This is a genomic window from Rhizobium sp. P2_G2 (assembly GCF_056403555.1).
This window is the reverse complement of the sequence record NZ_JBFUFF010000019.1, coordinates 1-23080: the sequence shown is the minus strand read 5'-3', so window position 1 is coordinate 23080 and position 23080 is coordinate 1. Positions and strand designations below refer to the sequence as shown.

Sequence of the window (23080 nt, the reverse complement as noted above, 5' to 3'; positions counted from 1 at the left end):
ACCGGACGACATCCTCGGCGGATTGGACCTGACCGCCGGGGTGTCGTTTTCCAGTCGTGTGATCTGTTTCGAGAATTCGCCGGCTCCGACGGACAAGGTTAAATTGAAACATTATTTACCATAGTTAGACACTCGCCTGAAACGAATGACTGCCATATTGGCCTCATCGGAAGAGAGAATGGCTTCCCGCGAATAAACCCTTCGCACCAAACGTTGACATCGGCAGAATATAGGGCGCGGCACGTGGATTGCCGGGCGCTCGAGGATGACATCATGACCTTTGCACTCGGCCTGTTCGCGACACTGATTTCGGCAATGTTTATCGCCACTTTCGCCTCCTCGGTCATCGCTTCGAGCCGTGAGGCGCAGACCGACGAAGACAACCGCCGTTATCGCATCTTCTGAGATTTTTGCGCGCGGCCCGATCGCGCGCCACGGTTTATCCTCCCTAAGGCCTCCAGCCGGAGCCGGCAACGACATCCCTGCGTCGTTGCCGGCTTTTTCATATGTGACGGGCAGGACATTGTCTTGGCTCGCTGAAACGAGTATATACTCTTTAGCCAAAGGAGATATACAATGGCGCTCTATATCCGTGGCCCCGAGGTCGACCGGCTGGTTGCAGAGGTCCAGCGGCTTAGAAACACTCCGACCAAAACTGAAGCCGTGCGTAACGCGCTGAAGAAGGAAATCGCGGCGGCAAAAGCGGAAGTGCCGTTGATCGAGCGTGTCAAGGAACTGCACAAGCGGCTTGCAGCGCTCGGTCCGCGTGACCCGGGCTTCGATATGAAGAAGTTCAGCGATGAACTGAGCGGCGATATTTGATGTTTCTGGATGCCTCGATCATTGTCGCCATTTTGGGAAAAGAGACGGATTGGGAAGAGCAACTCGCAAAGGTACGAGCGGCAGAAACGCTCTATTTCAGCGCGGTCACGCGCTACGAGGCAACCCTGGCCCTTGCGCGCATTTATCAAATGGCAAAGGGCGGCAGAACCGATCCGCGCGCTATCATCGAGACGGAGTCCGCGTTTGACTCTTTCATCGAAGATATCGCCGCAGAGGAGATTGCTATTTCATCTGCGATCGGTCGAGGTGCGGTGGTGGCCGCTCAAATCTTCGGCAAAGTCGCAGGTCACAAGGCCGCCCTCAATCTCGGCGACTGCTTCTCCTACGCCGCCGCGAAATCCCTCGGCACCGGCTTGCTCTACAAGGGCAACGATTTCGTCTTCACCGATCTCGGCTGATCAGCGCCGCGCGATGCCACGCATATGGCCGAAGCTGGGCCGCTGCGCCGGGAGCGCGGGGGCAGGGCGGTTGGCATTGGCGGCGTCCTGCTCTGGCACCTTGCCCTGGGTGTAATCATCGGCGCGGATCCAGGCCGTCAACCGGTCGATGCAATCGTCGGCGTCCAGGCCGTGCCACAGCGCTTCGGCGCGTCCGACATTGCCGCTGGTCGCATCCAGATGCGGGTAGAACTGCTTGAGCACGAAAACGCCGTCCGGAGCCTCGATATCGAGCGCAATCAGCGCCGTGGCAAGCTGCAGGCCAGATATGTCGAGCAGGATGCGGTTCGACAACCACTGGCTGGAGCCGAGCATATTCGACAAGAGATAGGAGAAATCACGCACCTGGCGCAGCCGGGCGAAACGAATAAGCAAAGCGGAATGCATTTCCGCACGGGCTTCATTCCTGTCCTCTGCATGGGCAATGGTCTCGCGCTCGACCAGCGATCGGAGTTGCTGGCGGACATCCTCCTCGCGGTCTTTGGGCGGAGCGGGAGCGACGGGCAGAGCTTCTTCGATCGGTGCCCGTGTACCGGCATTGCCGTGATGCAGCGACACCAGTGCGTCGACCACCTTGACGCTGAGGTTTTCGCGTGCCGCAATCGCCCTTGCATGTGCGGGGCCTTGACGCCTGGCGATGGTGATCAGCGTCTCATCGTCGATCGCGGGCGACCGGGTGAGGAAGAGGGCAGCGATCTCGATCGGCTGGCTGCCGACGAACATAGCCACCGCCTGCGGCAGCACGGGCGAGCGCGCCAGCGCCGCCACCGCGTTGCGTCGCGCCTCCGGGCTCGAGGCCTTGTAGAGCGGTTCGAACAGCTCGGAAAACTGCCGGAGCTCGTGGCGGCCCGGTTGGCTCATACCCTCGTAGGACGACACTGTCGCCATCAGCACCACATCCTTTGTCCGCACCATGGACGGGCTTTCCAATTCTCGAAAACGATCAGACACGAGGCACCCGGAACACGCAAAACCGCTTGCCCTGAAAATTATAGGCAATCTCTTAAGATGGTGTTAACTATGACATGATCTGATCACAGAGCATAAGGGTGCGTTAATATTCGCAGTCCACCCTGTTTCATGCGTAACAGATAGCCCCTCTCACGCGTTGTATGGTCTGGGAGACGGCTGAGGAAAGGAGAAAGGCGCAATCCTCCTGAACCCTAGGGTTTCGGAAGCGCCTGCCGGAAACGGCAGGATGAGATTTTTCTCAAGTTCATCCGTCTCAATCCAGTTCAATGGAGATGAGAATGGCAGACGTAATTAGACTGGAAGAAAGGCTCGCCAAACTGCCCAAACGGCGCAACGAGCCATGCGAGGCCCGGATACTCCTGTTTACCGGCGTGCGTTATGAACGCTGGTCGGGTGCCGACGATCATCCGCAGAAGCGGTCGAGCGGCGGCAAGCGCAAGAAGAACTGAGCCCGCCTGACGAAGATCGGCTGCCTCCGCCGGCAGACCGTTTCGCGATCCGGTCCTCGCGGACCCCGGTACCTGCTAGCTTCGGGCCGGAAAGAGGATGATCGCAGTGCCCGCGAGGCACACGAGTGCACCGGCCATGTCGAAGCGGTCCGGCCGCTGACCCTCTACGATCCACAACCATAGAATTGACGCCGCGATATAGACGCCGCCATAGGCCGCATAGGCTCGTCCCGCAGCCCCGCTCGGGATCAACGTCAACAGCCAGGCAAACAGCGCCAGCGACACCACGCCCGGCGCCACCCACCACGGCGATTTGCCAAGTCTCAGCCAAGCCCAGAAACTGAAACAGCCGGCGATTTCGCAGAGCGCCGCAGCGCAATAGATCAGGTAAGCCACAGCCTTACGTTACACTCCCCGACAAAATTGCACAAACGTAGAATTTGTCGTAAACGCGTATGGACGCCGTTCTCCGATCCGGGCTAGGTTGCCGCAAAGACTTGAGAGACGGGAGAGTATCATGCAGAAATCCGAGATCGTCATCGCCGGCGACACGCCAGGCGTGGAGTGGCGCCTGCCGGTGTTGCGTTTCGTGGGCAAGGATTCCTCCGCGCCGAAGGTCTATATGCAGGCGGCACTGCACGCGTCGGAACTGCCGGGCGTCGTAGCGCTTCACTATGCCGTCCCGATGCTGGAAGAGGCAGAGCGCAGGGGCGAAATCCTCGGCGACATCACCATCGTGCCGAAGGCCAATCCGATCGGCGCGGCACAATATCTCTACGATGAACTGCAGGGCCGTTTCGAACAAGGCAGCCGTGTCAACTTCAATCGCGATTTCCCGCTCGTGCCGCTCGATGAATGCGCCGGCCTGACCGACAATCCGCATAGCCGCCTGGCCAGCGAAAACCTCAAACGCCACCTGCTGTCGATGGCCGTCCAGGCCGATCTTGTCCTCGACCTGCATTGCGACGATGAATCAGTGATTTATTCCTACCTGCACGAGCTCTACTGGTCGTCCTCGATGGACCTGGCCGAAAGCTTCGGCCTCGGCGCCGTCCTGCTCTCCGACGGCAACAGCGCCGCCTTCGAGGACGCGGTCACCTATGCCTGGCAGCATGGCACGCTCGGCGACCGCAAGAACTGGTACGATGGCCGCCTGTCGCTGACCATGGAATTCCGCGGCCTGCGCGACGTCTATCCCGAGATCGCGAAACGCGACGCCGAAGGCATCCTCTCCTTCCTCAAGCGTCGCAGCGTGGTCGCGGGAACGCCCTCGCGTAATGAACCCTTCATCGGAGCCGCCGCCGGCCTCGATTATGTGCAAATGGTCAATTCCCCGGTCTTCGGCGCGTTGCTGTTCGAGAAGGACGTCGGCGAATGGGTGAAGACCGGCGACCCGCTGGCCACTGTGGCGCCCGTACCGGGCGACCCGTCCAAGGATATCGTCGTCACCGCGCCTTGCGACGGCTATATTGTCACCCGCGTCCAGCACCGCTTCGTGCGCCCGACCGACAATCTGATGAAGATTGCCAGCCGGGAATTGTCGCATGCGGCGCGGAAGCCAGGCGGCGGGCTAGAGGTTTGAGCGATTGAAGGTCGCTTTGGCAGCATCCATCCCAGTCGTAATAGCCCGGAACAAACGCAATCAGGGCCTCGGGAGGCGTATTCGGCTCCTCCGCTTGGCGAGAAAGCTGTCGAGGCATTATCCCGTCATTGCGATAGTTCTAAAAAGCTCGAGGCGTAACTGATTTGCTACAAAGGATCATTGAGGATAAACTTCATCTATCCTGCGATGATCTGCCACGGAACCTTCGCCCGGTCCCGTGGTTACTCCCCGGGTCGTTCCTCACCTCCCCACAGGTATGGCGCGCCGGATAGACCCTACCGTCCGGCGGGCCTGGGGAGCGATCCACCAGGATTTGGTCGCCCTGGTTCCTGCCTACTCGTAGCTCTCGCAATCGGCATCGGAGAGGAAGTTCTCGACGTCCTCCTCGAAGCTCGGCGTCGGCGCCAGCGCGCGCAGCACGATATAGCCCTCCGGCCGCGGCATCTCGACCAGCACGCTCTCAGAGATCACGTCTGGATCGGACTTGCGAATGCCGGCGAGTTGCTGCGGCGAGGCGATGATCGCGTCGAGCTCGCCGCCGGCCGCCGAGCGGTCGTTCATGCTGAACACTTCATTGTTAGCTGAATCGTAGACGGTGAACGACCAGAGCGGCACGCCGCTACCGGCGGTCAGATGCACCGGCTTGTCCTCGACCGAAAACATGCAGGCCGCGACGCGCAGATAGGGATCGCCGTTGTTGAAGCCGGCGGCATCCTTCTTGGCGTCGAACAGCACGAAACGGTTCTGAGCATCCTCGTTCAACAGTCGGGTATAGGCGTCGAGCCCGGTAAAGGCGGGCAGCGACAGGATGATGATGATATGCAGCACCGCCGCACCGACGAGCCCCGTCAGGATCGCAAACAGCGCCATGCGGATCATGAGCAGCTCACTTTCCGGAGCGTCGGCATGTCGATTTCGAGCACGCCATTCGATCCGGCGGTCGGCGTGTCGAGCAGCGACAGCACCAGTCGGAAGGGGCGGCCACGCTTGACGGCCAGCCAATTGCCCGGCTGCGGCGAAGGCGAGATCACGACGCTGAACGTGCTGTCGGATCGCCGCAACACATTCCAGGCATTGAAGGCCGATGGCAGCTCCGGGCCGGGATCGAGCACCTCGTCGGCGGCATTGGCGGTGTAGAGCGTCCAGAAGCGGGCGAGCGGCGTCTGGCCGCGCATTTCATAGGTGCAATAGGACGATAGCGGCTTGCCGTCCTGGTCGGCGCCGGCATGGAAGATAAGCCCTTCGGCTGAGCCGAGCAGCAGCTTGCCGGCGCGGGCGCGATGCGATTTCGCATAAGGATCGGCATCCGGCATCTGCGCCTCGGGAAACGCCACCCAGGGCCCGAGCTTGATCGCGCCGAAACCCGCCGAGGCGTCGAGCATCTTGACGGTCGAGCCGATGCCGAGGCCGAAAGCAGTGATCAGCGCGAGCGCGACAAGAAAGGGCAGGCGGAACATCGATCGGGCAAGTAACCTCGTTGGTCTGTGCGACGAGGGTTAGCATTGATTTTCGGGCGGGGGAATGGCCGCGCAGGGTTTTGCAGCGATGAGTGTTCCGGCCGAGAATAGATCGCCGCACTTAGCCGTTCACATAGAGTTCAGCATCGTTACTTCATCGTGGCCGACAAACTTCATGAGCTTGCCATGATGGTGCTATCCGGTGGCATAACAATTCTGTAGCATGGTTCCAAAGCTGAAGATCCGTCGCGCCCCTGCCGGCGCCGGCCGGAACAGAGAGCGGGGAGTGCGGCATGACCAACATCAAATACGACACGCTGAATCAAGGCAAGGAATACAGGGATTTCCGCTTCGAGGTGATGTCGGATGTCTGGGGCGCGTCAAAGCAGCCCTACCTGAATTACTTGGACGACGCGACCATCGGCACATTTCTGGATTTGGTGTATTTCGGCAATGCCGATTTCAACGACTTCCGGGAGATCGTCTCGCAGATTGTCGACATCAGCAGCGACAGGACTTTGGTCACAGATCTCTGGGACGCGGTGAATCCGAGTATCCCCTATAGTTCCAACGCCGCATTGCGCCAGGCGCTGGACCAGGTCCTGGCCAATCACGAAGTCGGTGGCCATTTTGCATTTGCCTCGCTCGCGAAGATGCAGGCGGCGCTGGACGGGATGGACGCGACCGCTTTTTTCGAGAGCGAACTCACTGCCTCGGATGCCAACATCCCATATTCCGAAGAGCGGGCCGTCGTATTTTCACTGGCCTTCGAGAACATCGACGTCAGCAACATCGTGCAGGCCATGCTGGTCGACAACGACCGTTTCGAGGCATGGTACGACATCCGCTACCAAAGCAATGACGGCTCCGAATCAATCGGCGGCGGACAGGCCACGGCACAGCGCCGCTACATCCAGTCCGACCTGTTCGAGCTCTACAACGATCCGAAGCATGTCGGCTTCGACGAAGCCCGTGAGGTCGCGATCGACTACCAGGCGCATCGCGACGCCATCCAGTTCTACGAGCAGACCCATCCGCATGCGAGCAGCAACGCCAAGGCGGGCAACGCACTCGGCAGCGGCGATATCGCCGACGAACTGCAGCCGGCGATCCTCTCGCTCGAAAAGCATTTCAACCTCACGGCTGGGCATATCGAGGAGGTCCTCTATGTCATCCCCGAAGTGACGGAGCTGCATGGCGACGGCACCAGCTATGATGGCCACCAGAACGATGACGACATGCTGATCAGCGATTCCGCCGAGAATATTCTGTGGGGCGATCAGGGCGACGATCTGCTCGTCGGCAATGCCGGCAATGACACGCTTCACGGCGGCATCGGCAATGACCGCCTCTATGGCGGCAGCGACAACGATACGCTGTTCGGCGAGAGCGGCAATGACTGGCTCTTTGGCGGCCCGGGCCACAACAAGCTCGATGGCGGCACCGGCAACGACACGCTCGTCGCCGGCGACGATGGCGACAGCATTTTCGGCAGCGATGGCAATGACAAGATCACCGGCGGTGACGGGGCCGATACGCTGAACGGCGGCAATGACGACGACAAGATCAACGGCGGCGGCGGCAACGACACGCTCTACGGCGGCAACGGCAACGACAATCTCGACGGCGGCGCGGRCAATGACAAGCTGACGGGCGGCGCCGGCCACGACGTTCTGGCGGGCGGCACGGGCAACGACACGTATTACCTCGTCAGCGAAAAGCCCGATCCGTCGCCGGGCAGCGGGAGCCCGGCTGCCGGTGGCGGCACCGATCAGATCGTCGAGGCCGGGAACGGCGGCACCGATACGCTGGTCGTGGGCATGGCCGGCACGTTCAACGTCAAGAATGTCGAGAAGCTGCAGCTGACGGGCAATATCGCCGGCAACGTGTCGCTGACGCTCAATCAGTTCTCGAATTTCGACCTGACCAACAATGCCGACAAGATCACGATCACCGTCAACCACCTGAGCAAGCAGGCGATCGTGGTCGATACCGGCGGCGGCGCAGATACGGTGAGGATCGCCATTGCTCCCGGCGTCGACCCGTCGCAAGTGCTCGACCATAAGGGCATCACGGCGCGCTTCGACTTCGCCGACATTTCGGCGAGCGATACGATCGATCTCACCCCCATCGGCATCAAGCAGATCGTGACGAACGAACTGACCGTCGACAGCGACCATGGTTATTACCTGATGGCTCCCGACACCAAGATCCATGTGGTGGAAAACGGCCAGGAGGTCACGACCTATACCAACGACACCAATAGTTGGTTCGTTACCAAACTGGGTGACGAAACTCCCTATGGACCGGAATTCTTTGGCCACATCGTCAAGGGCAATTTCGACATCTGAGCATGTGCGCTACTGAGCGCAACAAAATTCTCAAGGCCTGACCCCCAGCCATATCATGTGCCGGGCGCCGGATTTGGCACGGGCGCGCACAGGCTTCTCCTCGACCGCGAAGCCGGCCTGCCTCAGCCTGCGAGTGAATGCCGGGTCGGGATGCGCCGACCACACCGCCAGCACGCCGCCGGGCGCGAGCGCCGCACGCGCCTCCGTTAGCCCCTTCAACGAATAGAGCCCGTCATTGCCCGGCCGGCTCAACCCGTCGGGGCCGTTGTCGACGTCAAGCAGGATGGCGTCATAAGCTTGCCGCGCAGCAGCGATCATCGCGGCGACATCGTCCTCGACGATTTTCACCCTGATATCGTCGAGCGAGCCACCATGCAGTTCCGCCATCGGCCCTTTGGCCCAGGCGACCACGGCCGGCACCAGTTCGGCCACGGTAATCTCCGTCGTCGGAACGGCGAGCGACAGCGCTGCCCTCAGTGTAAACCCCATGCCGAGCCCGCCGATCAGGATACGTTGCGTTGCCCTGCCAGCGATCTTTTCGATCGACAGCCCAGCGAGCGCCTCCTCCGAACCACTCAGCCGGCTGTTCATCAATTCGTTGCTGCCGAGCATGATCGACCATTCCCTGCCGCGCCGCTTGAGCCGCAATTCCTCGCCGCCAGGGATTTTCGCCGTGTCGATCTGGATCCAGGGCAACATGAAAACGCCTCCGATGTGGTCGGAGGCGTAGTTATTCGTTTCTCAATGAAAATGCCAGCGTCAGGCCACGCGGCCCCAGCCGAACGGGCCTTTCCGCCGCGGCGTCGAGATCACCCGCGCCGGCAGAAGCCGCATGATTTCGGCGGCGAATTCGCGGGCATTGGCCTGCGCCCGGTCGAGATTGGAGGTTTTCACCGGGTCCATGTCGTAGAGCGTCGTGCCGCTGTCGAACATTTCGCGGTAGGCGCCACGCTCGACGATCGGCGTGCCGAGCGTGTTGACGCCACGCTGGGCGAGCAGGCCTTTGACCTTGAGCAGCGAGTGGGTGGTGACCATTGGGTTGACGCGTGAGAGCAGCACCGAATGCGGGATCGCATAGCCGGTCTCGTCCTTGATCTGGGTGATCAGGTCGAGGATCTTGGCTGCACCCTTGGCGTCCATGCCCGCGCCCTGGACCGGGATCAGCACATGCGAGGAGAAGGCTAGGGCCGCCGCCGTCAACTGGTTGCGCTCGCCGGCGAGATCGATGATGAAATAGTCAGTCTGCGGGTTCATTTCCCGTATCTGGGTTTCGAGCGAGGCCGGTGTCACGCGCGTAACCAGTGAAATCGCACCGCGCGGCCTGGCCACATCATACCATTGGCTGAACCAACCCTGGGGATCGCTGTCGAACACCGTTACCTTGTAGCCGCATTGCGCCAGCTCGACCGCGAGCAGTGCGGCCGCCGTGGTCTTGCCCGCCCCGCCCTTGGTATTGGCAATCGTGATTACCGGCATGTAGTCCTAGTCCCCCCGTCTGGCGCCCGCCACGATGGCGGACAAAACTGCCTGCTTGTCAGAATAAGCTGCGACTGTTTCGCGGGGCTTGCGAGAAAAATTGTTGTTTTTCAATTCCCGTGTGGCCAAATCCGCACGCGATACATGAATTCGAATTCTTCGCGATATAATCGCAGCCGGTTCCAACTCTATCGTCCCCGGATGCATTGTCTCACCCAAACCATACAACGATAGTTTCACGGCTGATACTATTTTTGCGTTTGGAACATGCCGACATCTGATTCCCTTGTGGATCATATCTACGAGGCAGCCGTTATCCCCGACCTGTGGCGGGAGATTTGCATCGCGCTCGCCACGGAAGTTGATGTCTATTCAGTCGCAGTCTCCTCATTCAGCGTCGAAGCGACTCACCGCTGGGTGTCGACCCCCAATGTGCAGGAACTGTTCGAAGCCTTTTCGCACAGCGACGTCCGCTTCCAGAATGTCCGGCCAGCACGGTCGCTGGAAAAAGTGCCGGGCATGTTTTCGCGCGACACCGACATCATGAGCGCCGAGGAACTGGCTGCCGACCCAGTCTATAATGCCTTCCTCCATCCGAATGGCCTGAAATGGTCGGCAGGCTATGTGGTGCAGGAGTCGTCTGGCGGGGAGGTGAGGCATGTCGACATGCGGGCGCTCTCCGGCCTCTGCGATCTGACGCCGGCGGAAGCCAAACTCGCCCGATACCTCGCGAGCGGCGCCTCCGCGGAAGCGGCCGCCGAGGCGCTGGGGCTCTCGATCCAGACCATCCGGACATATCTCAAGCGTGTCATGGCAAAGACCGGCACACGCCGACAGGCCGAACTGGGGGTACTGCTCTCGGGCCTGAAAGGCTTTAGCCGCCTGCCGGTCGCCCGGCGCGGCGCTTCATAGGATGAAGTCGCCTTTCGCCAGCGCCACATGATTGGCAAGTTCGATGCTGAAATCCGCTTGCTTGTCGCCATCTGTGTCGCCGAGGACGAAGGTATGGCCGCCCTTGAAAACGTAGCGCAGTTCGCCGGCCGAACCGTCGAAGGCGTGTTGGCCGATAAAGTGGAATGCATCGTTGGTAACGTTCCCGGTCACGGCGTCCATGCCGTGGAGATCGATCTGGTCGTGTTGCTTGTGCGAGAAATCGGTGATCAGGTCCTCGCCGGACGCTGCCGTCGTGCTGTCGAGCGTGATATTGTAGATGAAATCGTCCGCGCCGCCACCACCGGTCAGCACGTCATGTCCCACCCCTCCGACGAATTGCTCCGTGCCCGCGCCGCCGATCAGGGTATCGTCACCGCCGAATCCATGCACCTGGCTGTCGATCGTGCCGCCGCGGCCATCATAGGTGTCGGCGGCGCCACCGAAGATGATGGCGCCTTCCATCGTGCCGCTGTTGCGGATCGTCACGCCGCTAGTTTCCATGAAGCCGTAGAAGGAGATCGAATTACCGCCAGTGATCCGTCCCTTATTGTTCAGCAAGAAGGCTTCCGGACCGGAAATTTCAAACGGATTGTTGGCCACGTCGATCGTACCGCGGTTGACCACCTCGGAAAGCCCTCCGGCCAACTGTGACTCGATGAAGATGCCCGCGTGACCGGCGATCGAGCCGCTGTTGGTGATCGTGGCGGCATTGCTCTCGACACGGATGCCGGCAGAAGCCTGCGAGTAAACCTCGCCCGTGGCACCGATCTCGATGCTTTCGTTGCCGTCGGTGTCGTGTTGCTGACTGATCCATAGCGTCGGGCCGTGAGCAATCACCTCACCATTGACCACGATCGACTGGTCGCTGCCATTCGCGGTCACGGCGCTGGTCGCGCCGATATCCTCGCTATTGGCGACCACAGCCCCTTGCGTCACATAGAGGCTGTCATAGTAACCGAGCTCATATAGGGTGACCTGCTGGATATGATTTCCGGTGGCGATCTGCAGTGCCATGAAGTTTTCCCTCGTTACATTCTTACGCCAATCCCCGGGCGCGATGCGCGGGCTGATGACGCGCGACAAGCTAGGTTTATTCGCCCGGAACGCAGGAGCGAAAGGCGGATGACATGGCACGGAGCCTTGTGCTGCGTCTAGCGGGCCCCCGGACCTGCTCTCGGTCTTCGCAAAATTTCGATCTCTTCTACGGTAGGGGTGAATAGTTACACTTGCTAATTTTCAAGTTCAATTGCCGGATTTAAACCTATTTTAAGGATAACGCCCGAATAATAGCCATGCTTACTATTCTGTAAATCCGAAATCTATCCCGGTAACCATCTGTATCTCGTAGGTTCCGTTTCATGGTTAGTATCATCACCAACAGGTCGGCGATTGCCGCGCTCAGTACGCTGCGCGGCATCGACCAGAACCTCACCTCCACCCAGTCGCGCATCGCAACCGGCTATCGCGTCAACACGGCCGCCGACAATGCCGCCTATTGGTCGATCGCCACGACGATGAAGTCCGACGACCAGGCCACCGGCGCCGTTCAGGATGCGCTCAATCTGGGTGCGGCCACCGTCGACGTCGCCTATACCGGCATGAACAATGCCATCCAGGTCATAGACAAGTTCAAGCAAAAACTGGTGGCGGCGCGCGAGCCCGGTGTCGACCGCGACAAGATCAATGCCGAGATGGTCGAACTGCGCAACCAGATCCGTTCGATCGCCGAAAGCGCCAATTTCAACGGCCAGAACTGGCTGCTGACCGCGGACGGCGCCAATGAGCCGGATCGCGAACTCGTCACCGGTTTCGTCCGCCACGGCGACGGCAGCGTGCAAGTGATGTCGCAGACCTACAGCACGCTCAACGATGGCGGCTTCGGCACGCCGAACCGGCTGATCGACGATACCAGCGCGGGCATGTATGGCATCCTGACACAGCCGGCGGCCGCAAGCGGCTGGGACGTATCGATCCCGAACTGGGTATTCATGCTCGGCAAGGATCCCTGGCCCTCGGGGCGTGAGATGGGCGTGTCGGCAACGACCACCAACCAGGAGATCGACACGATGATCACCGGCACCGAATTCATGCTGCAGCAGATGCAGTCGGCGGCTGCCCATCTCGGCTCTCTCGCCTCAGGCATCGACATGCAGGGCAAATTCCTGCAAGACCTCCGCGACGCCACCAGCCGCGGCATCGGTCGCCTGAAGGACGCCGACATGAACCAGGAGTCGACCAAGCTCAAGGCATTGCAGGTCCAAGAGCAACTCGGGGTTCAGGCGCTGTCGATCGCCAACGGCAATGCGGACAATGTGCTGGCCTTGTTCCGGTAGGTTTGAGCATCAAGGCGCGGGATCCGGACGACCCGCACGCCGCCGCCAGAACTCGATCGCGAGCTTCGCCATCCACGGAAAGACGGCGAGCAGTGCAAGCGAGGCCAGAAGCTCGGGCGACATGACATCGCTGACGCGTTGCAGTCGCGCCAACTGCGTGCCCGCATTCACATAGATGATTGCGAGCGGCAGCATGCCCAACTGGCTGACCCAGTAGAACGTCCTCGCTTTGATGGGCGCGAGCCCCATCAGCAGATTGATGAGAAAAAACGGAAAAACCGGAATAAGCCGGAGCGTGAACAGATAGAAGATCCCATCGCGCGCAACGCCGCGGTTGACGACTTCCAGCCGTTGACCGAAACGCGATTGCACGCTCTCACGGAAAAGATATCGCGACGCCAGGAAGGCGCCAGTCGCGGCAATACTCGACGAAAAGGAAACAAGGATAGTGCCCTCGACCACGCCGAATATCGCACCCGCCGCAATCGTCAGGATCGCGGCGAACGGCAGCGGCAGCACCGCGACGAGGGCGTAGCCCAGGAACAGGCCGAGCGCCACCTCGACCGGCGAACTTTCCTTCCATGCGGCAACCATGGCAAAATTCCGCTTCAGGTCATCGAGGTTGACGGCGCCATGCAGAAACACGGCAGCCAGCACGATCAGGACGATCGCCACAAGCGCCAGCAAACTTCTTCCTGTCATCGACGCTCCCTGGAGCCGCGGCCACGATTTTGCTTAAGCCTTTTGGCTGTCTTTGTGTCGAAATTCAATCCGACATATGGAAGTTCCTGGCTGGCGCGAAGCAGAACGATGGCCACCTCAATCGGCCGCTGCGGCCGTTTCGAGTCCACCCCCACCTGAAATTGGTCTACAGTTGCGCAAACGGTTGAGGCCGTGAGGCGTGCCGCCATCGATCGCGCGGGTTGACATGGGAGGGAGAGATGTCGGGAGATCCAGTGAATGTGCGCTACATAGTCGATGACGTCGAAGCCGCCGTCGCCTGGTACACGACTCATCTTGGATTTTCGCTCTTGTCGAGCTATGCACCAGCTTTTGCGGATGTGCAGCGGGGCGCGTTGAGGCTGCTGCTGAGCGGACCGGCGAGTTCGGCAGGTCGGCCGATGCCGGACGGCGAGCAGCCGCGACCCGGCGGCTGGAATCGCATTCATCTCATTGCCGAGGATCTGGCTGCTGAGGTGGAGCGGCTGCGCGCCGCTGGGGTGACGTTTCGCAATGATATCGTCAAGGGACCGGGCGGTTCGCAAATCCTGATTGTCGATCCCTCCGGCAATCTGGTCGAACTGTTCCAACCCGCCGGGCGGTGACTTCTGGCCTACCATGCAAAGCGGTCAGCGATCGAGGGACTGAGGCCGATGATCGTCTCCGCGTCGATACCGCGAGCGACAACCGCCAGGCCACGCCTCACTCCGCCTCGGCCATTTTCTCCGGCGGCTTGAGTGGCGTTGCCTGCTTCAGCCGTTCTCCGATTTCCTCCAATACCTTCGTCGAAGCGCCCGTCAGCATGCGCGGGCGGACGAAGGCCGGCTGCTGAGGGTTGTTCTTGGCCTCTTCCGCACGGCGCTTGGCCTCTTCGGCGGCAATCTTCGGGTCCTCGTCGGGACCCGGATTGGTGAAGCCGGGGAGGGGTTTTAGCGTAATGCCCTGGTGGGCGTAATCCATCAGCAGCTTGAAGGCCATGGCCGGCAGCGAGCCGCCCGTCATGTTGTTGGACGACGTATAATCGTCGTTGCCGAACCAGACAACGGCGGTGAAATTGCCGGTGAAGCCGCAGAACCACGCGTCGCGATAGGCTTGTGTCGTGCCTGTCTTGCCGCCGGTCAGCACGCCGTCGACGGCCGCCTTGCGCGCCGTGCCGACATAGGGCACGCGCGTCAGCATCTGCAGCATGTAGTTTTCCGCTTTCGAGGACAGGACCCGTTTCGGCGCCGGCTCGTCGCGGTTGAAATTATAGAGCACCTTGCCGTCGTAATCGGTGATCTCTTCGATGCCGTGGCGGCGCGACTGCACGCCGCCGGCCGGGAAGACGGCATAGGCCGTGGCCTGGTCCATGACGGTGACTTCAGATGTGCCGATCGGGATGGTCACGTCCTTGCGGATCGGCGTTTCGACGCCGAATTTCTTCGCTTCGGCGATGATGTCGTCGATCGGATGCGGCCCAAGCTTTTCCTTGGCGAGGCGCACCGGAATGGTGTTGATCGAATGCGCCAGCGCCGTCTTGATGTCGATACGGCCGGCATAGTGGTCGCCGTAATTATGCGGGCTCCAATTGCCCCAGGAGATCGGCGCGTCGACGATCGGCGTGTCGGGCGTCAGCCCTTCCTCCATCGCCAAGGAATAGGTGTAGATCTTGAAGGAGGAACCGGGCTGGCGTAGCGCCTTGGTGGCGCGGTTGAACTGGTTTTCGCCATAGTCGCGGCCACCGACGATGGCGCGCACGGCGCCGCCGTTTTCGATCGCCACCACCGCGCCCTGCTTGACGCGGAAGGTCTCGCCATATTGCCGGAGCGAGGTTTCGATCGCCTCTTCGGCGGCGCGCTGGATGCCCATGTCGACGGTGGTGTGCACGACGACGGTGTGGGTGGGAAAATGCCGCGCCTTGGCGATCCTCAGCGTCTCGTCATAGGCCCAGTCGAGGAAATAGTCCGGCGATTCCCTCTGGTTGCGGTCGACAACGGTGGCGGGGTGCCGGCGCGCCTCGATCACTTCGCCTTCGGTCATCAGCCCGCCCTGGACGAGGTTGGTCAGCACCTCGTTGGCGCGCGCCCGCGCCGCCGGCAGGTTGATATGGGGCGCGTATTTGGTCGGCGCCTTGAACAGGCCGGCAAGCATGGCCGATTCCGCCAGTGTCAGGTCGGGCACTTCCTTGCCGAAATAGAACCGCGCCGCCGCAGCCACGCCAAACGTGCCGCCGCCCATATAGGCGCGGTCGAGATACATGGAGAGGATCTGCTTCTTGGAGAAATTGGCCTCGAGCCAGAGCGCCAGGAACACTTCCTTGATCTTGCGGTCGATCGAGCGCTCATTGGAGAGAAAGAGATTCTTGGCAAGCTGCTGCGTCAGCGTCGAGCCGCCCTGCACCACGCCGCCGGCCTGCGCATTGGTGGAAAGCGCACGGATCAGCCCGAGGAAGTCGATGCCGAAATGGTCGAAGAAGCGTCGGTCCTCGGTGGAGATCAGCGCCTTGATCAGATAGTCCGGCATGTCGTCGATCGGCACGGAATCGGCATGGTCTGGGCCTCGCGAGCCGACATAATTGCCGTAGCGGTCGAGGAAGGTAACGGCATAATCCTGCTTGGTCCGCCAATCCTCCTTGATCATCTCGAAGGTCGGCTTGGCAAGCGCCAGCATCACCACCATGCCGACAGAACCCCAGGTCAGTCCTTCGCCGAGCAATTCAAAGACAATCCGCTTCCAGCCCTTCACCCGGAATTTGCGGAAGAAGATAGTGATCTCTTCCCAGGCGTCGACGAAGGCAAAGCCTGCATTCCAGAGCGTGGAATCGAGCCAGGCGTCGAGGCGCAGGAAGAAATGTTTTTTCAAGYGTGGTGGTTTGGGGGCTTTTTCCGGGGTGGGCTCTTGCGGAGGCGTGGAGTTATGCGGGTCGGCGTCGGTCATGAAATACCACCTTCCGCCACACGACTATCTATCTCGGGGCTTATCGCCGCTATCGACATATGCAATTCCGACCACATCGTCCGAATACCGCTTCAAATCTCTTTCATACTCCACTATCTGAACCGTTCAAACCGGCGACGGAAAGAAAATGCAGGAAGAGCCTCCCTTCTGGAAGACCAAGACGCTCCGCGAGATGAACGATGCGGAGTGGGAGAGCCTGTGCGACGGCTGCGGCCGCTGCTGCCTCAACAAGCTCGAATATGAAGACACCGGAGAAATCGTCTTCACCAATATCCGTTGCAAGATGCTCGATCCCGAGAGCTGTCGTTGTTCGGACTATCCCAACCGGCAAAAACATGTACCGGACTGCATCCGGCTGACCGTTGAGGAGGTCGAGCGGCTGAGCTGGCTGCCGCCCACCTGCGGCTATCGGCTGGTGCAGGAGGGCCGCGACCTCTACTGGTGGCACCCGCTCGTCTCGGGCGATCCCGACACCGTGCACGCGGCCGGCATTTCCGTACGCGACCGGACGGTCAGCGAGGAAGACGTGCCCTGGGATGACTATGAGGATTACGAGGTCGACTGGCCTTATGAGGGAGCGGCATAAGGCGCTCATCGCAATCACTATTGCCTAAGGCGGCCGAAAGGGACACACTCGGCTTTCAGGCTGGATTTCACCCGGGTCACGGGAGATCGAAAATGTCGTCCGTCGCGCGTGAAAATGCACTCATCTGCCTTGGCTGCTGGGACCAGATGCACATGCCGATCCCCATCAAGGGGCCGTTGGCGTGGCCATTTCGGGCGTTCGGCATCCGCCGCAGCAAGATGAATCCGAATATCTGCACGATTTGCGAGCGGTCGTTCCGCTACGTGAAGAAAAAGCAGCAGATTACCGCCGAGGCCACCATACTCTTTGCTGACATTCGCGGTTATACCCGGTTTTCCGAACGGGCTGACGCGGCGGCCGTCAGTCGCGTCGTCAATCTCTTCCACGACCAGTGCGCGCAAGCGATCTGGGCGGAAAACGGCATCGTCAACAAACAGATGGGCGATGGCCTGATGGCGATCTTCAATTTCCCGATCCGCATCGAGCGCCACGCGGCCGCGGCTGTGCGGGCGGCGCTCGACATTCAGCGGCGTTGCAGCGAGGCTTTCGAAAGCACATCGCAGGACGACCTTCAGGGTGTCGGCGTCGGCGTTCATACCGGTCAGGTCGAGATTGGGGAATTTTCGAGTTTCCACAGTGATTTCACCGCAATTGGCGGCGCCGTTAACCTGGCTGCCCGGCTGGAATCCCAGGCGTCTCCGGGTGAGGTCATTGTATCGAGCGAGGCTGCGCGGCAGGCGCCCGAAATCCTGTCCGCCGCTTCGCGTCGCGCGCTTCGCTTGAAGGGTATAGAACAACCTGTCGAAGCCTGCGTCCTGACAGCATGAATACGGCCGGCATTGCCATGCGCGGCGTAAGTGAGATGGATTGGCCCGTCGAAGGCCGGCGTGGAGCCTGCCGCCTGCGTCTCGACATGGTCCCCCGGAGCTGGTAGGTGTCTGCAACTCTTCGTCGCGGCGGGTTTCCCATGAACGCCATTAATGTCATTGCACCCTACCGGCATCTTGGCATGTGGGTCTTCGACGATCCCCGCGTCGGCCTGGAGGCCGAGCCTTTCGTCGGCGGCGCCGATACGATGATCGATCGCGTCGTGGCCCATATCCCGAACGCGAAGGCAGGCTTCACGATGGTCTTCTCGGCCGGGCCGTTTCCCGGCCATCAATTCAAGCTGGATTGGCGGCGCCCGGAGACCAGCGGCAATGTCTATTATTCCGCCGAACTCGATGCCGAAGGCTGGCTCTGCCCGGCGCTGCTTCGCTATTTCGACCCGCCGCCGGCAAATATCTACGTGCAGGTGAAGGCCAGGCAAGACTGATATTTGCCCGCGGCATGGAAAATCTCCAGCGAGTCGAGCCCCTCGAAAACAAGACCTGATCAATTTCGTTTCGCGCCTCCGTGCCGATGCCATTCTGTCCGGAAGCCCCGGTGTTTCCCAGACATATCGCCCTGGAGCCCCCCTCCAGATTGCCTCAAGCATCAGTCCCACGAAAGCTTCAACCTATAGCTTTCCGCTGACAAAGGGATAGTGGAGCTTTAGATGGACAATCTCGCACGCAAAGAGGATCTGGATCGCGAAATCGGGCCGTTCATGCGCAAGATATCGCTGATCTCGGACCCCCAGGAGCTAGGTGCGCTCTGCCACGAATTCCTCTTTCGCTTTCCGCCGCAGCGCGGTTTGGAGGTCGCATCGGCGCTGACCTTTGCCAATCCCTTCTTCATGGCCGATATCCCGGCCGAGAATGCCAAGGAGCTTTCCGTCAATCTGGAAATCCTGGCGGAAATCCTAATGCGGGCGAAGCTGACAGCCGCGCGCGCGCCGCAGACCAATATCCTCGTCGCCTGCATGCCGAAATCGGCCTCGACCTTTATCCAGAACGCGCTGCGTGTCGGTTTGGCGCTGCCCGGAGCCGGTCTGCATACGGCCACCTTCTCGGCCCATTCCGGTTCCGCACTCGGTGGCAACCTGCGTGAACAGGAACCGGAGGAACTGGCTCTGCTGCGCAATGGCCTCAACCAGCGTGGCTACGTGGCGCAGCATCATAGCCGCTGCTCGCCCTATGTGGCACGGCTCCTCAATACCTATAACGTTCGTCCGATCGTCACCTATCGCAACCTGTTCGATATTCTCGTCAGCATGGACGATATGGCGATGGAATGGCGCAAGACGCCGGCGCAGGCGGTCGGCCACTATTTCAACGACGCGATGCCGGGAAATTACCATCTTCGCGATCGCAGTGACCGGTTGATGATGCTCGCTCAGCGCTACGCCGCCTGGTTCGTGCAATTCTACATTAGCTGGCGTAAATGCGAGCAGGCAGGCTTCACCCGTCCGCTCTGGATCTCCTATGAGGATGATTTCCTCGGCGACAAGGTGGTGCTCGCACGGCGTATTGTCGATCATCTCGGCCTCGATCCGGTCATGGTCATGCGGCTCGCCGCCGCTTTCGAAGACAAGTCCGGCGCCAGCGAAAAGCGCCTCAACAAGGGTGTCGCCGGCCGTGGCCGCGACGTGCCGGATGCCGTGCGCGACATGGTTCTGTCGGTGGCCAATGCCTATCGCGACGACGAGGACCTGATGCCGATCATCGGCGAATAAGCATTTCGTCGCGGAATAAGGGGATTGCGATGCAGCCAGGTGCGGTCGAGGACTTGGAAAATATGATCGTGCCGGTCATGCAATGGCTGTCGCGCAATACCGATCACGCCGACATGATGGCCAAGGGCAGTGCCTTCATCGGCGGCTTTCCACCCGAACGAGCCCTGCACGTGGCCTCGCAGCTTGCCTTTGCCAATCCGTTCTTCCTGCCCAAGGTCGATGACGCCACGGCGGAAAAACTTTCGGTCTCGGTCGACACGTTCGGCGAATATATCATGCGCGCCAAGCTGACGATCCGGCATACGCAGCAACCCAATATCCTGATCGCCTGCGCGCCGAAATCGGCCTCGACCTTCCTGCATGCGGCGCTGACCCGCGCGCTCAGCCTGCCGACCGCCTGCCTGTTTGCCGGCACGCTCGACTGGGGTTCGGCGGCGCTGCACGGCTCGGCACTGCGCGAGCAAGAGCCGGACGAACTGGCGCTGATCCGCGCCGGCCTCAACGGTCGCGGCTATATCGCCCAGCATCACAGCCGCTGCTCGCCCTACCTCGCGCAGCTGCTCAACATCTACAATGTCCGGCCTATCGTCACCTATCGCAATCTGTTCGACACGGTGATCAGCCTCGATGACATGGTCCTGGAATGGCGCGCGCGCGCCGGCTCCGTCGATCACGGCTATTTCGCTGACGCGATGCCGTCGAATTTCGAGCGCCGCGACCGCGCCGACCGGCTGATGATCCTTGCAGAGCGATTCGCGCCCTGGCTGGTGCAATTCTATGTCAGCTGGCGAAAATGCGCCGAGGTCGGCTTCATCAAGCCGCTGTGGATTTCCTATGATGAGGATTTCCTTGGCGACAAGACAGCACTCGCTTCCCGCATCGCCGACTTTGTCGGCTTCGGCAACTTGGCGTCGATCACGGCGGCCCTCGAAGACAAGAGCGCCGGTAAATCCAAGCGCATCAACCAGGGTGTCGCTGGCCGCGGGCGTGACCTGCCGGACAGGGTGCGCGCGCATATTCTGTCGGTTGCCGGTTATTATCGCGACGACGAGGATCTGACGCCGCTGGTCGGCGAGCAGTAGTCTCAGGCCTTTTTCTTCTTCTTTGCCAAAACATTGTCGCGTGCCATCGTCAGCGCGGAGAGCACGATCTCCGTATTCGCGCGCCTCAGGTCGAGCGCTGTCCAGCCGCGTGCACCCCAGGATTTCGCCAGCGGCGCGTAGAGCTGCCCGTGCACTTCCCGCATCAACTGCTGCTGGTCCGGTGTGAACCCGATATTCGCAGTGGTCGGAGAGGGGAGGCTGGCAAACACCTTGCCGCCGGCGCGAAAATCGCGCTTGCCGAAATGGGCGCCTTCCTCGACATCAGGGAGCGAGAGCGCCAAGGCTGCGAATTCGTCATGCGTCATCGGCCGTTCTCCTGAGACGGCACTATCGGTGGCCTCGAACGACGCTGCAAGAGGAAATCGACGATCGGAAATGGCTCCCGGCGGCATGTCGATGATCCCCGGCCTTGGGCCATTGATCATGTGCGCTGCAACATGCTACGCGCGGCGAAAAGGGTTTCGTCCGAGGTGCCGCATGATCCGCCATATCGTCTTCTTTTCCGTCCACAATCGCGATGATCTGCAGCGGGTGCGGGCGGGGCTGTCGGTTCTGACGGCAATCCCGCATGCGAGCCGGCTGGAAATCGGCGAGAATTTGCGCACCGACCAGCTCGGCACCCAGGTCGACCTGGTCGTCTATGGCGAATTCGACAATGAAGCGGCGCTCGATGCCTATAAGGCCCATCCGAGCTACCAGCGCTCGATCGAGATCGTACGGCCCCTGCGGGAGATGCGCATGGCGGCGGATTATGATGTGGTCGCTGCCGTGACGGAGCCGCTCGCGGAATAGATGCGCGGCGAAATGACAGCTGGCTTTATTTCGCCGGCTGGGCGGCCGTCTGCCTGAGATAGCTGATCGAATGCGTGATCTCCGCCTGCCTGCCGGCGAGATCGATCACCACGTTCCAATGGCCGCTGGCAGGTACGCCCAGCTTCGCCGGGAAGGCCTTGAAGAAACCGCCATAATACGTGCATTTCTGCCGCTGACGGTAGAGATTGAAATTCTGGTCGTCGAGCAAAAAGACGTTGCACTGATGCGAACACTGCACGACGACAACGTCGCCCTTCGCGAGATTCTGGTGTGCGTGTACGAAATTCGACATCTCAGCGCTTCACCTCCAAGATCACCGCAATATCTGCATCGGTGCTGCAAACCCTATCCGGGCGAAGGCGCGCCCAGTCGCTGTCGTGCCGGCATCGGCCGGCGCCCTGCGCTATAATAGGAATGAGAATATGAAATTTTCCTTTCGATTGCAGCACGGCGACAGCAGGGAGGGAGGTCAGGGGAACAGTTCGACAGCGGGTAGCGAACAGCTTTGGTCATCGTTCGACAGAATAGACGCGGGCGGACGGCGAATTGTATTCTCTGGTTACCAACTATTCGCTCTCTTCACATCACCGTCTTTTTGAACTTCCCCATGAGATACGGCCCCGACAGAACCGGCTCATATTTCGACGTCTCGCTCGCCGACAGACACGACGGCAGCGTCTCGATATCTGCAAACCAATCCGGCTGATGGAAGAACGCCAGGGATTGGCGCCGCAGCAGGCCACCGTCCTCGGGCGCGACGTTTACGACCCGGTGCAGCGTCGACACCCAGCGGTCATTGGTCCAACGCGCCATCAGGTCGCCGATATTGATGACGAAAGCGCCGTCGACCGGCGGCACTTCGCGCCAGGCGCCTTCGGGCGTCATGATCTCCAGGCCTTTGGAGCCCGGCTGCGGCAACAGGATCGTCAGACTGCCATAGTCGGTATGAGCGCCGGCGCGCAATTGGCCTGCCGGTGGTGGCGCGTCGAGTTCGGGATAGTTCAGTGCCCGGAGTGCCGAAATCGGCTGGCCGATGAAGGATTGGAAATAGTCTTCCGGCAGTTCCAGCGCCACGGCGAAGACGCGCATGATGCGCGCGGCGAGATCGGTGACTGCGGTGTAATACGTTTCCCAGGCTGCGCGGAAGCCGGCCGGCTGATCCGGCCAGATCGTTGCCGCATAGCAGAAGGATAGCGCCTCCTGATCCACGAGCCCCGGCGGCACGGAAAGCGGGCCGCCATTGAAACTTTCCTTCAGATCGGGAGGCGAATCCACGCCTTTCGATTTGGCGAGCGCCTCGGCACCCGGTCCGAGATAGCCATAGGGATAGCCGGGATAGGGCGCGCGTACCTTGTCTTTTTCTGTCGCCGCAAGATCGAAGAAGGCATGCGCCTGGGACCAGATGCCACCGATAACGTCGCCCGGTATCCCGTGATGCCTGATCGCGAGAAAGCCGGATTCGCGGCAGATG

General features: G+C 60.7%; 27 protein-coding genes. 15 read left to right on the top strand and 12 right to left on the bottom strand.

The window, feature by feature from the left end:
- The first annotated feature begins 273 nt into the window (after positions 1 to 273).
- From AC1D06_RS16070 to AC1D06_RS16060, 3 genes are all read left to right on the top strand, one after another.
- Entirely contained in the window at positions 274 to 405 is a 132-nt protein-coding gene (locus AC1D06_RS16070) for a hypothetical protein (protein WP_477874343.1), read from the top strand.
- A gap of 171 nt (positions 406 to 576) precedes the next feature.
- The gene (locus AC1D06_RS16065; RefSeq protein WP_477874345.1) at positions 577 to 822 is read left to right on the top strand and encodes a type II toxin-antitoxin system VapB family antitoxin; all 246 of its coding nucleotides are present in this window, start codon (positions 577 to 579) and stop codon (positions 820 to 822) included.
- Complete coding sequence (locus AC1D06_RS16060) at positions 822 to 1241, top strand: type II toxin-antitoxin system VapC family toxin (RefSeq protein WP_477874347.1); 420 nt, start codon at positions 822 to 824, stop codon at positions 1239 to 1241. The genes AC1D06_RS16065 and AC1D06_RS16060 overlap by 1 nt, the downstream gene beginning before the upstream one ends.
- Here the strand turns inward: AC1D06_RS16060 and AC1D06_RS16055 are convergent, their stop codons facing one another.
- Positions 1242 to 2195, bottom strand: a complete 954-nt coding sequence (locus AC1D06_RS16055) for a DUF2336 domain-containing protein (protein WP_477874349.1) — start codon at positions 2193 to 2195, stop codon at positions 1242 to 1244.
- A 335-nt stretch (positions 2196 to 2530) separates the two neighbouring features.
- Here AC1D06_RS16055 and AC1D06_RS16050 point away from each other — a divergent pair, with 335 nt between their 5' ends.
- On the top strand, positions 2531 to 2701 hold the full coding sequence (locus AC1D06_RS16050; RefSeq protein ID WP_477874351.1) for a hypothetical protein: 171 nt from the start codon (positions 2531 to 2533) through the stop codon (positions 2699 to 2701).
- A 75-nt stretch (positions 2702 to 2776) separates the two neighbouring features.
- On the opposite strand, the gene AC1D06_RS16045 is transcribed toward AC1D06_RS16050, so the two are convergent.
- Positions 2777 to 3097 (bottom strand): YnfA family protein, encoded by a 321-nt coding sequence (locus AC1D06_RS16045; protein ID WP_477874353.1) that lies wholly within the window; start codon positions 3095 to 3097, stop codon positions 2777 to 2779.
- Between the two features lie 121 nt (positions 3098 to 3218).
- On the opposite strand from AC1D06_RS16045, the gene AC1D06_RS16040 reads away from it, so the two are divergent.
- The gene (locus AC1D06_RS16040; RefSeq protein ID WP_477986997.1) at positions 3219 to 4283 is read left to right on the top strand and encodes a M14 family metallopeptidase; all 1065 of its coding nucleotides are present in this window, start codon (positions 3219 to 3221) and stop codon (positions 4281 to 4283) included.
- A gap of 354 nt (positions 4284 to 4637) precedes the next feature.
- Here AC1D06_RS16040 and AC1D06_RS16035 read toward each other — a convergent pair whose 3' ends face one another.
- On the bottom strand, positions 4638 to 5183 hold the full coding sequence (locus AC1D06_RS16035; RefSeq protein ID WP_477986996.1) for a DUF1254 domain-containing protein: 546 nt from the start codon (positions 5181 to 5183) through the stop codon (positions 4638 to 4640).
- Entirely contained in the window at positions 5180 to 5761 is a 582-nt protein-coding gene (locus tag AC1D06_RS16030; RefSeq protein WP_477986995.1) for a DUF1214 domain-containing protein, read from the bottom strand. The genes AC1D06_RS16035 and AC1D06_RS16030 overlap by 4 nt, the downstream gene beginning before the upstream one ends.
- Before the next feature lie 293 nt (positions 5762 to 6054).
- On the opposite strand from AC1D06_RS16030, the gene AC1D06_RS16025 reads away from it, so the two are divergent.
- Entirely contained in the window at positions 6055 to 8112 is a 2058-nt protein-coding gene (locus AC1D06_RS16025) for a calcium-binding protein (RefSeq protein ID WP_477986994.1), read from the top strand.
- A 30-nt stretch (positions 8113 to 8142) separates the two neighbouring features.
- Here AC1D06_RS16025 and AC1D06_RS16020 read toward each other — a convergent pair whose 3' ends face one another.
- Positions 8143 to 8811, bottom strand: a complete 669-nt coding sequence (locus AC1D06_RS16020) for a spermine/spermidine synthase domain-containing protein (RefSeq protein WP_477874363.1) — start codon at positions 8809 to 8811, stop codon at positions 8143 to 8145.
- Between the two features lie 60 nt (positions 8812 to 8871).
- Entirely contained in the window at positions 8872 to 9588 is a 717-nt protein-coding gene (locus AC1D06_RS16015; protein WP_477874365.1) for an AAA family ATPase, read from the bottom strand.
- Positions 9589 to 9855: 267 nt separating this feature from the next.
- Here AC1D06_RS16015 and AC1D06_RS16010 point away from each other — a divergent pair, with 267 nt between their 5' ends.
- Positions 9856 to 10500 (top strand): helix-turn-helix transcriptional regulator, encoded by a 645-nt coding sequence (locus AC1D06_RS16010; protein ID WP_477986992.1) that lies wholly within the window; start codon positions 9856 to 9858, stop codon positions 10498 to 10500.
- On the opposite strand, the gene AC1D06_RS16005 is transcribed toward AC1D06_RS16010, so the two are convergent.
- Positions 10495 to 11535 (bottom strand): calcium-binding protein, encoded by a 1041-nt coding sequence (locus AC1D06_RS16005; protein WP_477986991.1) that lies wholly within the window; start codon positions 11533 to 11535, stop codon positions 10495 to 10497. The two genes, AC1D06_RS16010 and AC1D06_RS16005, sit on opposite strands and share 6 nt — an antisense overlap.
- Before the next feature lie 344 nt (positions 11536 to 11879).
- On the opposite strand from AC1D06_RS16005, the gene AC1D06_RS16000 reads away from it, so the two are divergent.
- Positions 11880 to 12854 carry a flagellin N-terminal helical domain-containing protein gene (locus AC1D06_RS16000; RefSeq protein WP_477986990.1) on the top strand — a complete coding sequence of 325 codons (975 nt, stop codon included), beginning with the start codon at positions 11880 to 11882 and terminating at the stop codon, positions 12852 to 12854.
- A 9-nt stretch (positions 12855 to 12863) separates the two neighbouring features.
- On the opposite strand, the gene AC1D06_RS15995 is transcribed toward AC1D06_RS16000, so the two are convergent.
- A complete protein-coding gene (locus AC1D06_RS15995; protein ID WP_477986989.1) occupies positions 12864 to 13556 on the bottom strand; it encodes a TVP38/TMEM64 family protein in 693 nt (230 codons plus the stop codon).
- A 239-nt stretch (positions 13557 to 13795) separates the two neighbouring features.
- Here AC1D06_RS15995 and AC1D06_RS15990 point away from each other — a divergent pair, with 239 nt between their 5' ends.
- Positions 13796 to 14179, top strand: a complete 384-nt coding sequence (locus AC1D06_RS15990; RefSeq protein ID WP_477986988.1) for a VOC family protein — start codon at positions 13796 to 13798, stop codon at positions 14177 to 14179.
- Positions 14180 to 14276: 97 nt separating this feature from the next.
- Here AC1D06_RS15990 and AC1D06_RS15985 read toward each other — a convergent pair whose 3' ends face one another.
- On the bottom strand, positions 14277 to 16490 hold the full coding sequence (locus AC1D06_RS15985; RefSeq protein ID WP_477986987.1) for a transglycosylase domain-containing protein: 2214 nt from the start codon (positions 16488 to 16490) through the stop codon (positions 14277 to 14279).
- A gap of 148 nt (positions 16491 to 16638) precedes the next feature.
- Here AC1D06_RS15985 and AC1D06_RS15980 point away from each other — a divergent pair, with 148 nt between their 5' ends.
- From AC1D06_RS15980 to AC1D06_RS15960, 5 genes are all read left to right on the top strand, one after another.
- Positions 16639 to 17097 carry a YcgN family cysteine cluster protein gene (locus AC1D06_RS15980; protein WP_477986986.1) on the top strand — a complete coding sequence of 153 codons (459 nt, stop codon included), beginning with the start codon at positions 16639 to 16641 and terminating at the stop codon, positions 17095 to 17097.
- Positions 17098 to 17189: 92 nt separating this feature from the next.
- A complete protein-coding gene (locus AC1D06_RS15975) occupies positions 17190 to 17924 on the top strand; it encodes an adenylate/guanylate cyclase domain-containing protein (protein ID WP_477874565.1) in 735 nt (244 codons plus the stop codon).
- Positions 17925 to 18064: 140 nt separating this feature from the next.
- Positions 18065 to 18412, top strand: a complete 348-nt coding sequence (locus AC1D06_RS15970; RefSeq protein WP_477986985.1) for a DUF6717 family protein — start codon at positions 18065 to 18067, stop codon at positions 18410 to 18412.
- Positions 18413 to 18634: 222 nt separating this feature from the next.
- Positions 18635 to 19693 carry a hypothetical protein gene (locus AC1D06_RS15965; RefSeq protein ID WP_477986984.1) on the top strand — a complete coding sequence of 353 codons (1059 nt, stop codon included), beginning with the start codon at positions 18635 to 18637 and terminating at the stop codon, positions 19691 to 19693.
- Between the two features lie 29 nt (positions 19694 to 19722).
- Positions 19723 to 20775, top strand: coding sequence for a hypothetical protein (locus tag AC1D06_RS15960; protein WP_477986983.1), 1053 nt, complete (start codon positions 19723 to 19725; stop codon positions 20773 to 20775).
- A gap of 2 nt (positions 20776 to 20777) precedes the next feature.
- On the opposite strand, the gene AC1D06_RS15955 is transcribed toward AC1D06_RS15960, so the two are convergent.
- A complete protein-coding gene (locus AC1D06_RS15955) occupies positions 20778 to 21101 on the bottom strand; it encodes an MmcQ/YjbR family DNA-binding protein (RefSeq protein WP_477986982.1) in 324 nt (107 codons plus the stop codon).
- A gap of 172 nt (positions 21102 to 21273) precedes the next feature.
- Here AC1D06_RS15955 and AC1D06_RS15950 point away from each other — a divergent pair, with 172 nt between their 5' ends.
- Positions 21274 to 21588 (top strand): Dabb family protein, encoded by a 315-nt coding sequence (locus tag AC1D06_RS15950; RefSeq protein WP_477986980.1) that lies wholly within the window; start codon positions 21274 to 21276, stop codon positions 21586 to 21588.
- A gap of 25 nt (positions 21589 to 21613) precedes the next feature.
- Here the strand turns inward: AC1D06_RS15950 and AC1D06_RS15945 are convergent, their stop codons facing one another.
- Both AC1D06_RS15945 and AC1D06_RS15940 read right to left on the bottom strand, forming a co-directional pair.
- On the bottom strand, positions 21614 to 21901 hold the full coding sequence (locus AC1D06_RS15945) for a DUF1883 domain-containing protein (protein WP_477874392.1): 288 nt from the start codon (positions 21899 to 21901) through the stop codon (positions 21614 to 21616).
- Positions 21902 to 22188: 287 nt separating this feature from the next.
- On the bottom strand, positions 22189 to 23080 hold an 892-nt coding region (locus tag AC1D06_RS15940; protein WP_477986979.1), incomplete at its 5' end, for an isopenicillin N synthase family dioxygenase.

Bases quoted from the DNA above. Each gene is read 5' to 3' on its own strand.
- AC1D06_RS16070 (WP_477874343.1), top strand. From the start codon at position 274: ATGACCTTTGCACTCGGCCTGTTCGCGACACTGATTTCGGCAATGTTT.
- AC1D06_RS16065 (WP_477874345.1), top strand. From the start codon at position 577: ATGGCGCTCTATATCCGTGGCCCCGAGGTCGACCGGCTGGTTGCAGAG.
- AC1D06_RS16060 (WP_477874347.1), top strand. From the start codon at position 822: ATGTTTCTGGATGCCTCGATCATTGTCGCCATTTTGGGAAAAGAGACG.
- AC1D06_RS16055 (WP_477874349.1), bottom strand. From the start codon at position 2,195: ATGGTGCGGACAAAGGATGTGGTGCTGATGGCGACAGTGTCGTCCTAC.
- AC1D06_RS16050 (WP_477874351.1), top strand. From the start codon at position 2,531: ATGGCAGACGTAATTAGACTGGAAGAAAGGCTCGCCAAACTGCCCAAA.
- AC1D06_RS16040 (WP_477986997.1), top strand. From the start codon at position 3,219: ATGCAGAAATCCGAGATCGTCATCGCCGGCGACACGCCAGGCGTGGAG.
- AC1D06_RS16035 (WP_477986996.1), bottom strand. From the start codon at position 5,183: ATGATCCGCATGGCGCTGTTTGCGATCCTGACGGGGCTCGTCGGTGCG.
- AC1D06_RS16030 (WP_477986995.1), bottom strand. From the start codon at position 5,761: ATGTTCCGCCTGCCCTTTCTTGTCGCGCTCGCGCTGATCACTGCTTTC.
- AC1D06_RS16020 (WP_477874363.1), bottom strand. From the start codon at position 8,811: ATGTTGCCCTGGATCCAGATCGACACGGCGAAAATCCCTGGCGGCGAG.
- AC1D06_RS16015 (WP_477874365.1), bottom strand. From the start codon at position 9,588: ATGCCGGTAATCACGATTGCCAATACCAAGGGCGGGGCGGGCAAGACC.
- AC1D06_RS16010 (WP_477986992.1), top strand. From the start codon at position 9,856: ATGCCGACATCTGATTCCCTTGTGGATCATATCTACGAGGCAGCCGTT.
- AC1D06_RS16005 (WP_477986991.1), bottom strand. From the start codon at position 11,535: ATGGCACTGCAGATCGCCACCGGAAATCATATCCAGCAGGTCACCCTA.
- AC1D06_RS16000 (WP_477986990.1), top strand. From the start codon at position 11,880: ATGGTTAGTATCATCACCAACAGGTCGGCGATTGCCGCGCTCAGTACG.
- AC1D06_RS15995 (WP_477986989.1), bottom strand. From the start codon at position 13,556: ATGACAGGAAGAAGTTTGCTGGCGCTTGTGGCGATCGTCCTGATCGTG.
- AC1D06_RS15990 (WP_477986988.1), top strand. From the start codon at position 13,796: ATGTCGGGAGATCCAGTGAATGTGCGCTACATAGTCGATGACGTCGAA.
- AC1D06_RS15980 (WP_477986986.1), top strand. From the start codon at position 16,639: ATGCAGGAAGAGCCTCCCTTCTGGAAGACCAAGACGCTCCGCGAGATG.
- AC1D06_RS15975 (WP_477874565.1), top strand. From the start codon at position 17,190: ATGTCGTCCGTCGCGCGTGAAAATGCACTCATCTGCCTTGGCTGCTGG.
- AC1D06_RS15970 (WP_477986985.1), top strand. From the start codon at position 18,065: ATGAACGCCATTAATGTCATTGCACCCTACCGGCATCTTGGCATGTGG.
- AC1D06_RS15965 (WP_477986984.1), top strand. From the start codon at position 18,635: ATGGACAATCTCGCACGCAAAGAGGATCTGGATCGCGAAATCGGGCCG.
- AC1D06_RS15960 (WP_477986983.1), top strand. From the start codon at position 19,723: ATGCAGCCAGGTGCGGTCGAGGACTTGGAAAATATGATCGTGCCGGTC.
- AC1D06_RS15955 (WP_477986982.1), bottom strand. From the start codon at position 21,101: ATGACGCATGACGAATTCGCAGCCTTGGCGCTCTCGCTCCCTGATGTC.
- AC1D06_RS15950 (WP_477986980.1), top strand. From the start codon at position 21,274: ATGATCCGCCATATCGTCTTCTTTTCCGTCCACAATCGCGATGATCTG.
- AC1D06_RS15945 (WP_477874392.1), bottom strand. From the start codon at position 21,901: ATGTCGAATTTCGTACACGCACACCAGAATCTCGCGAAGGGCGACGTT.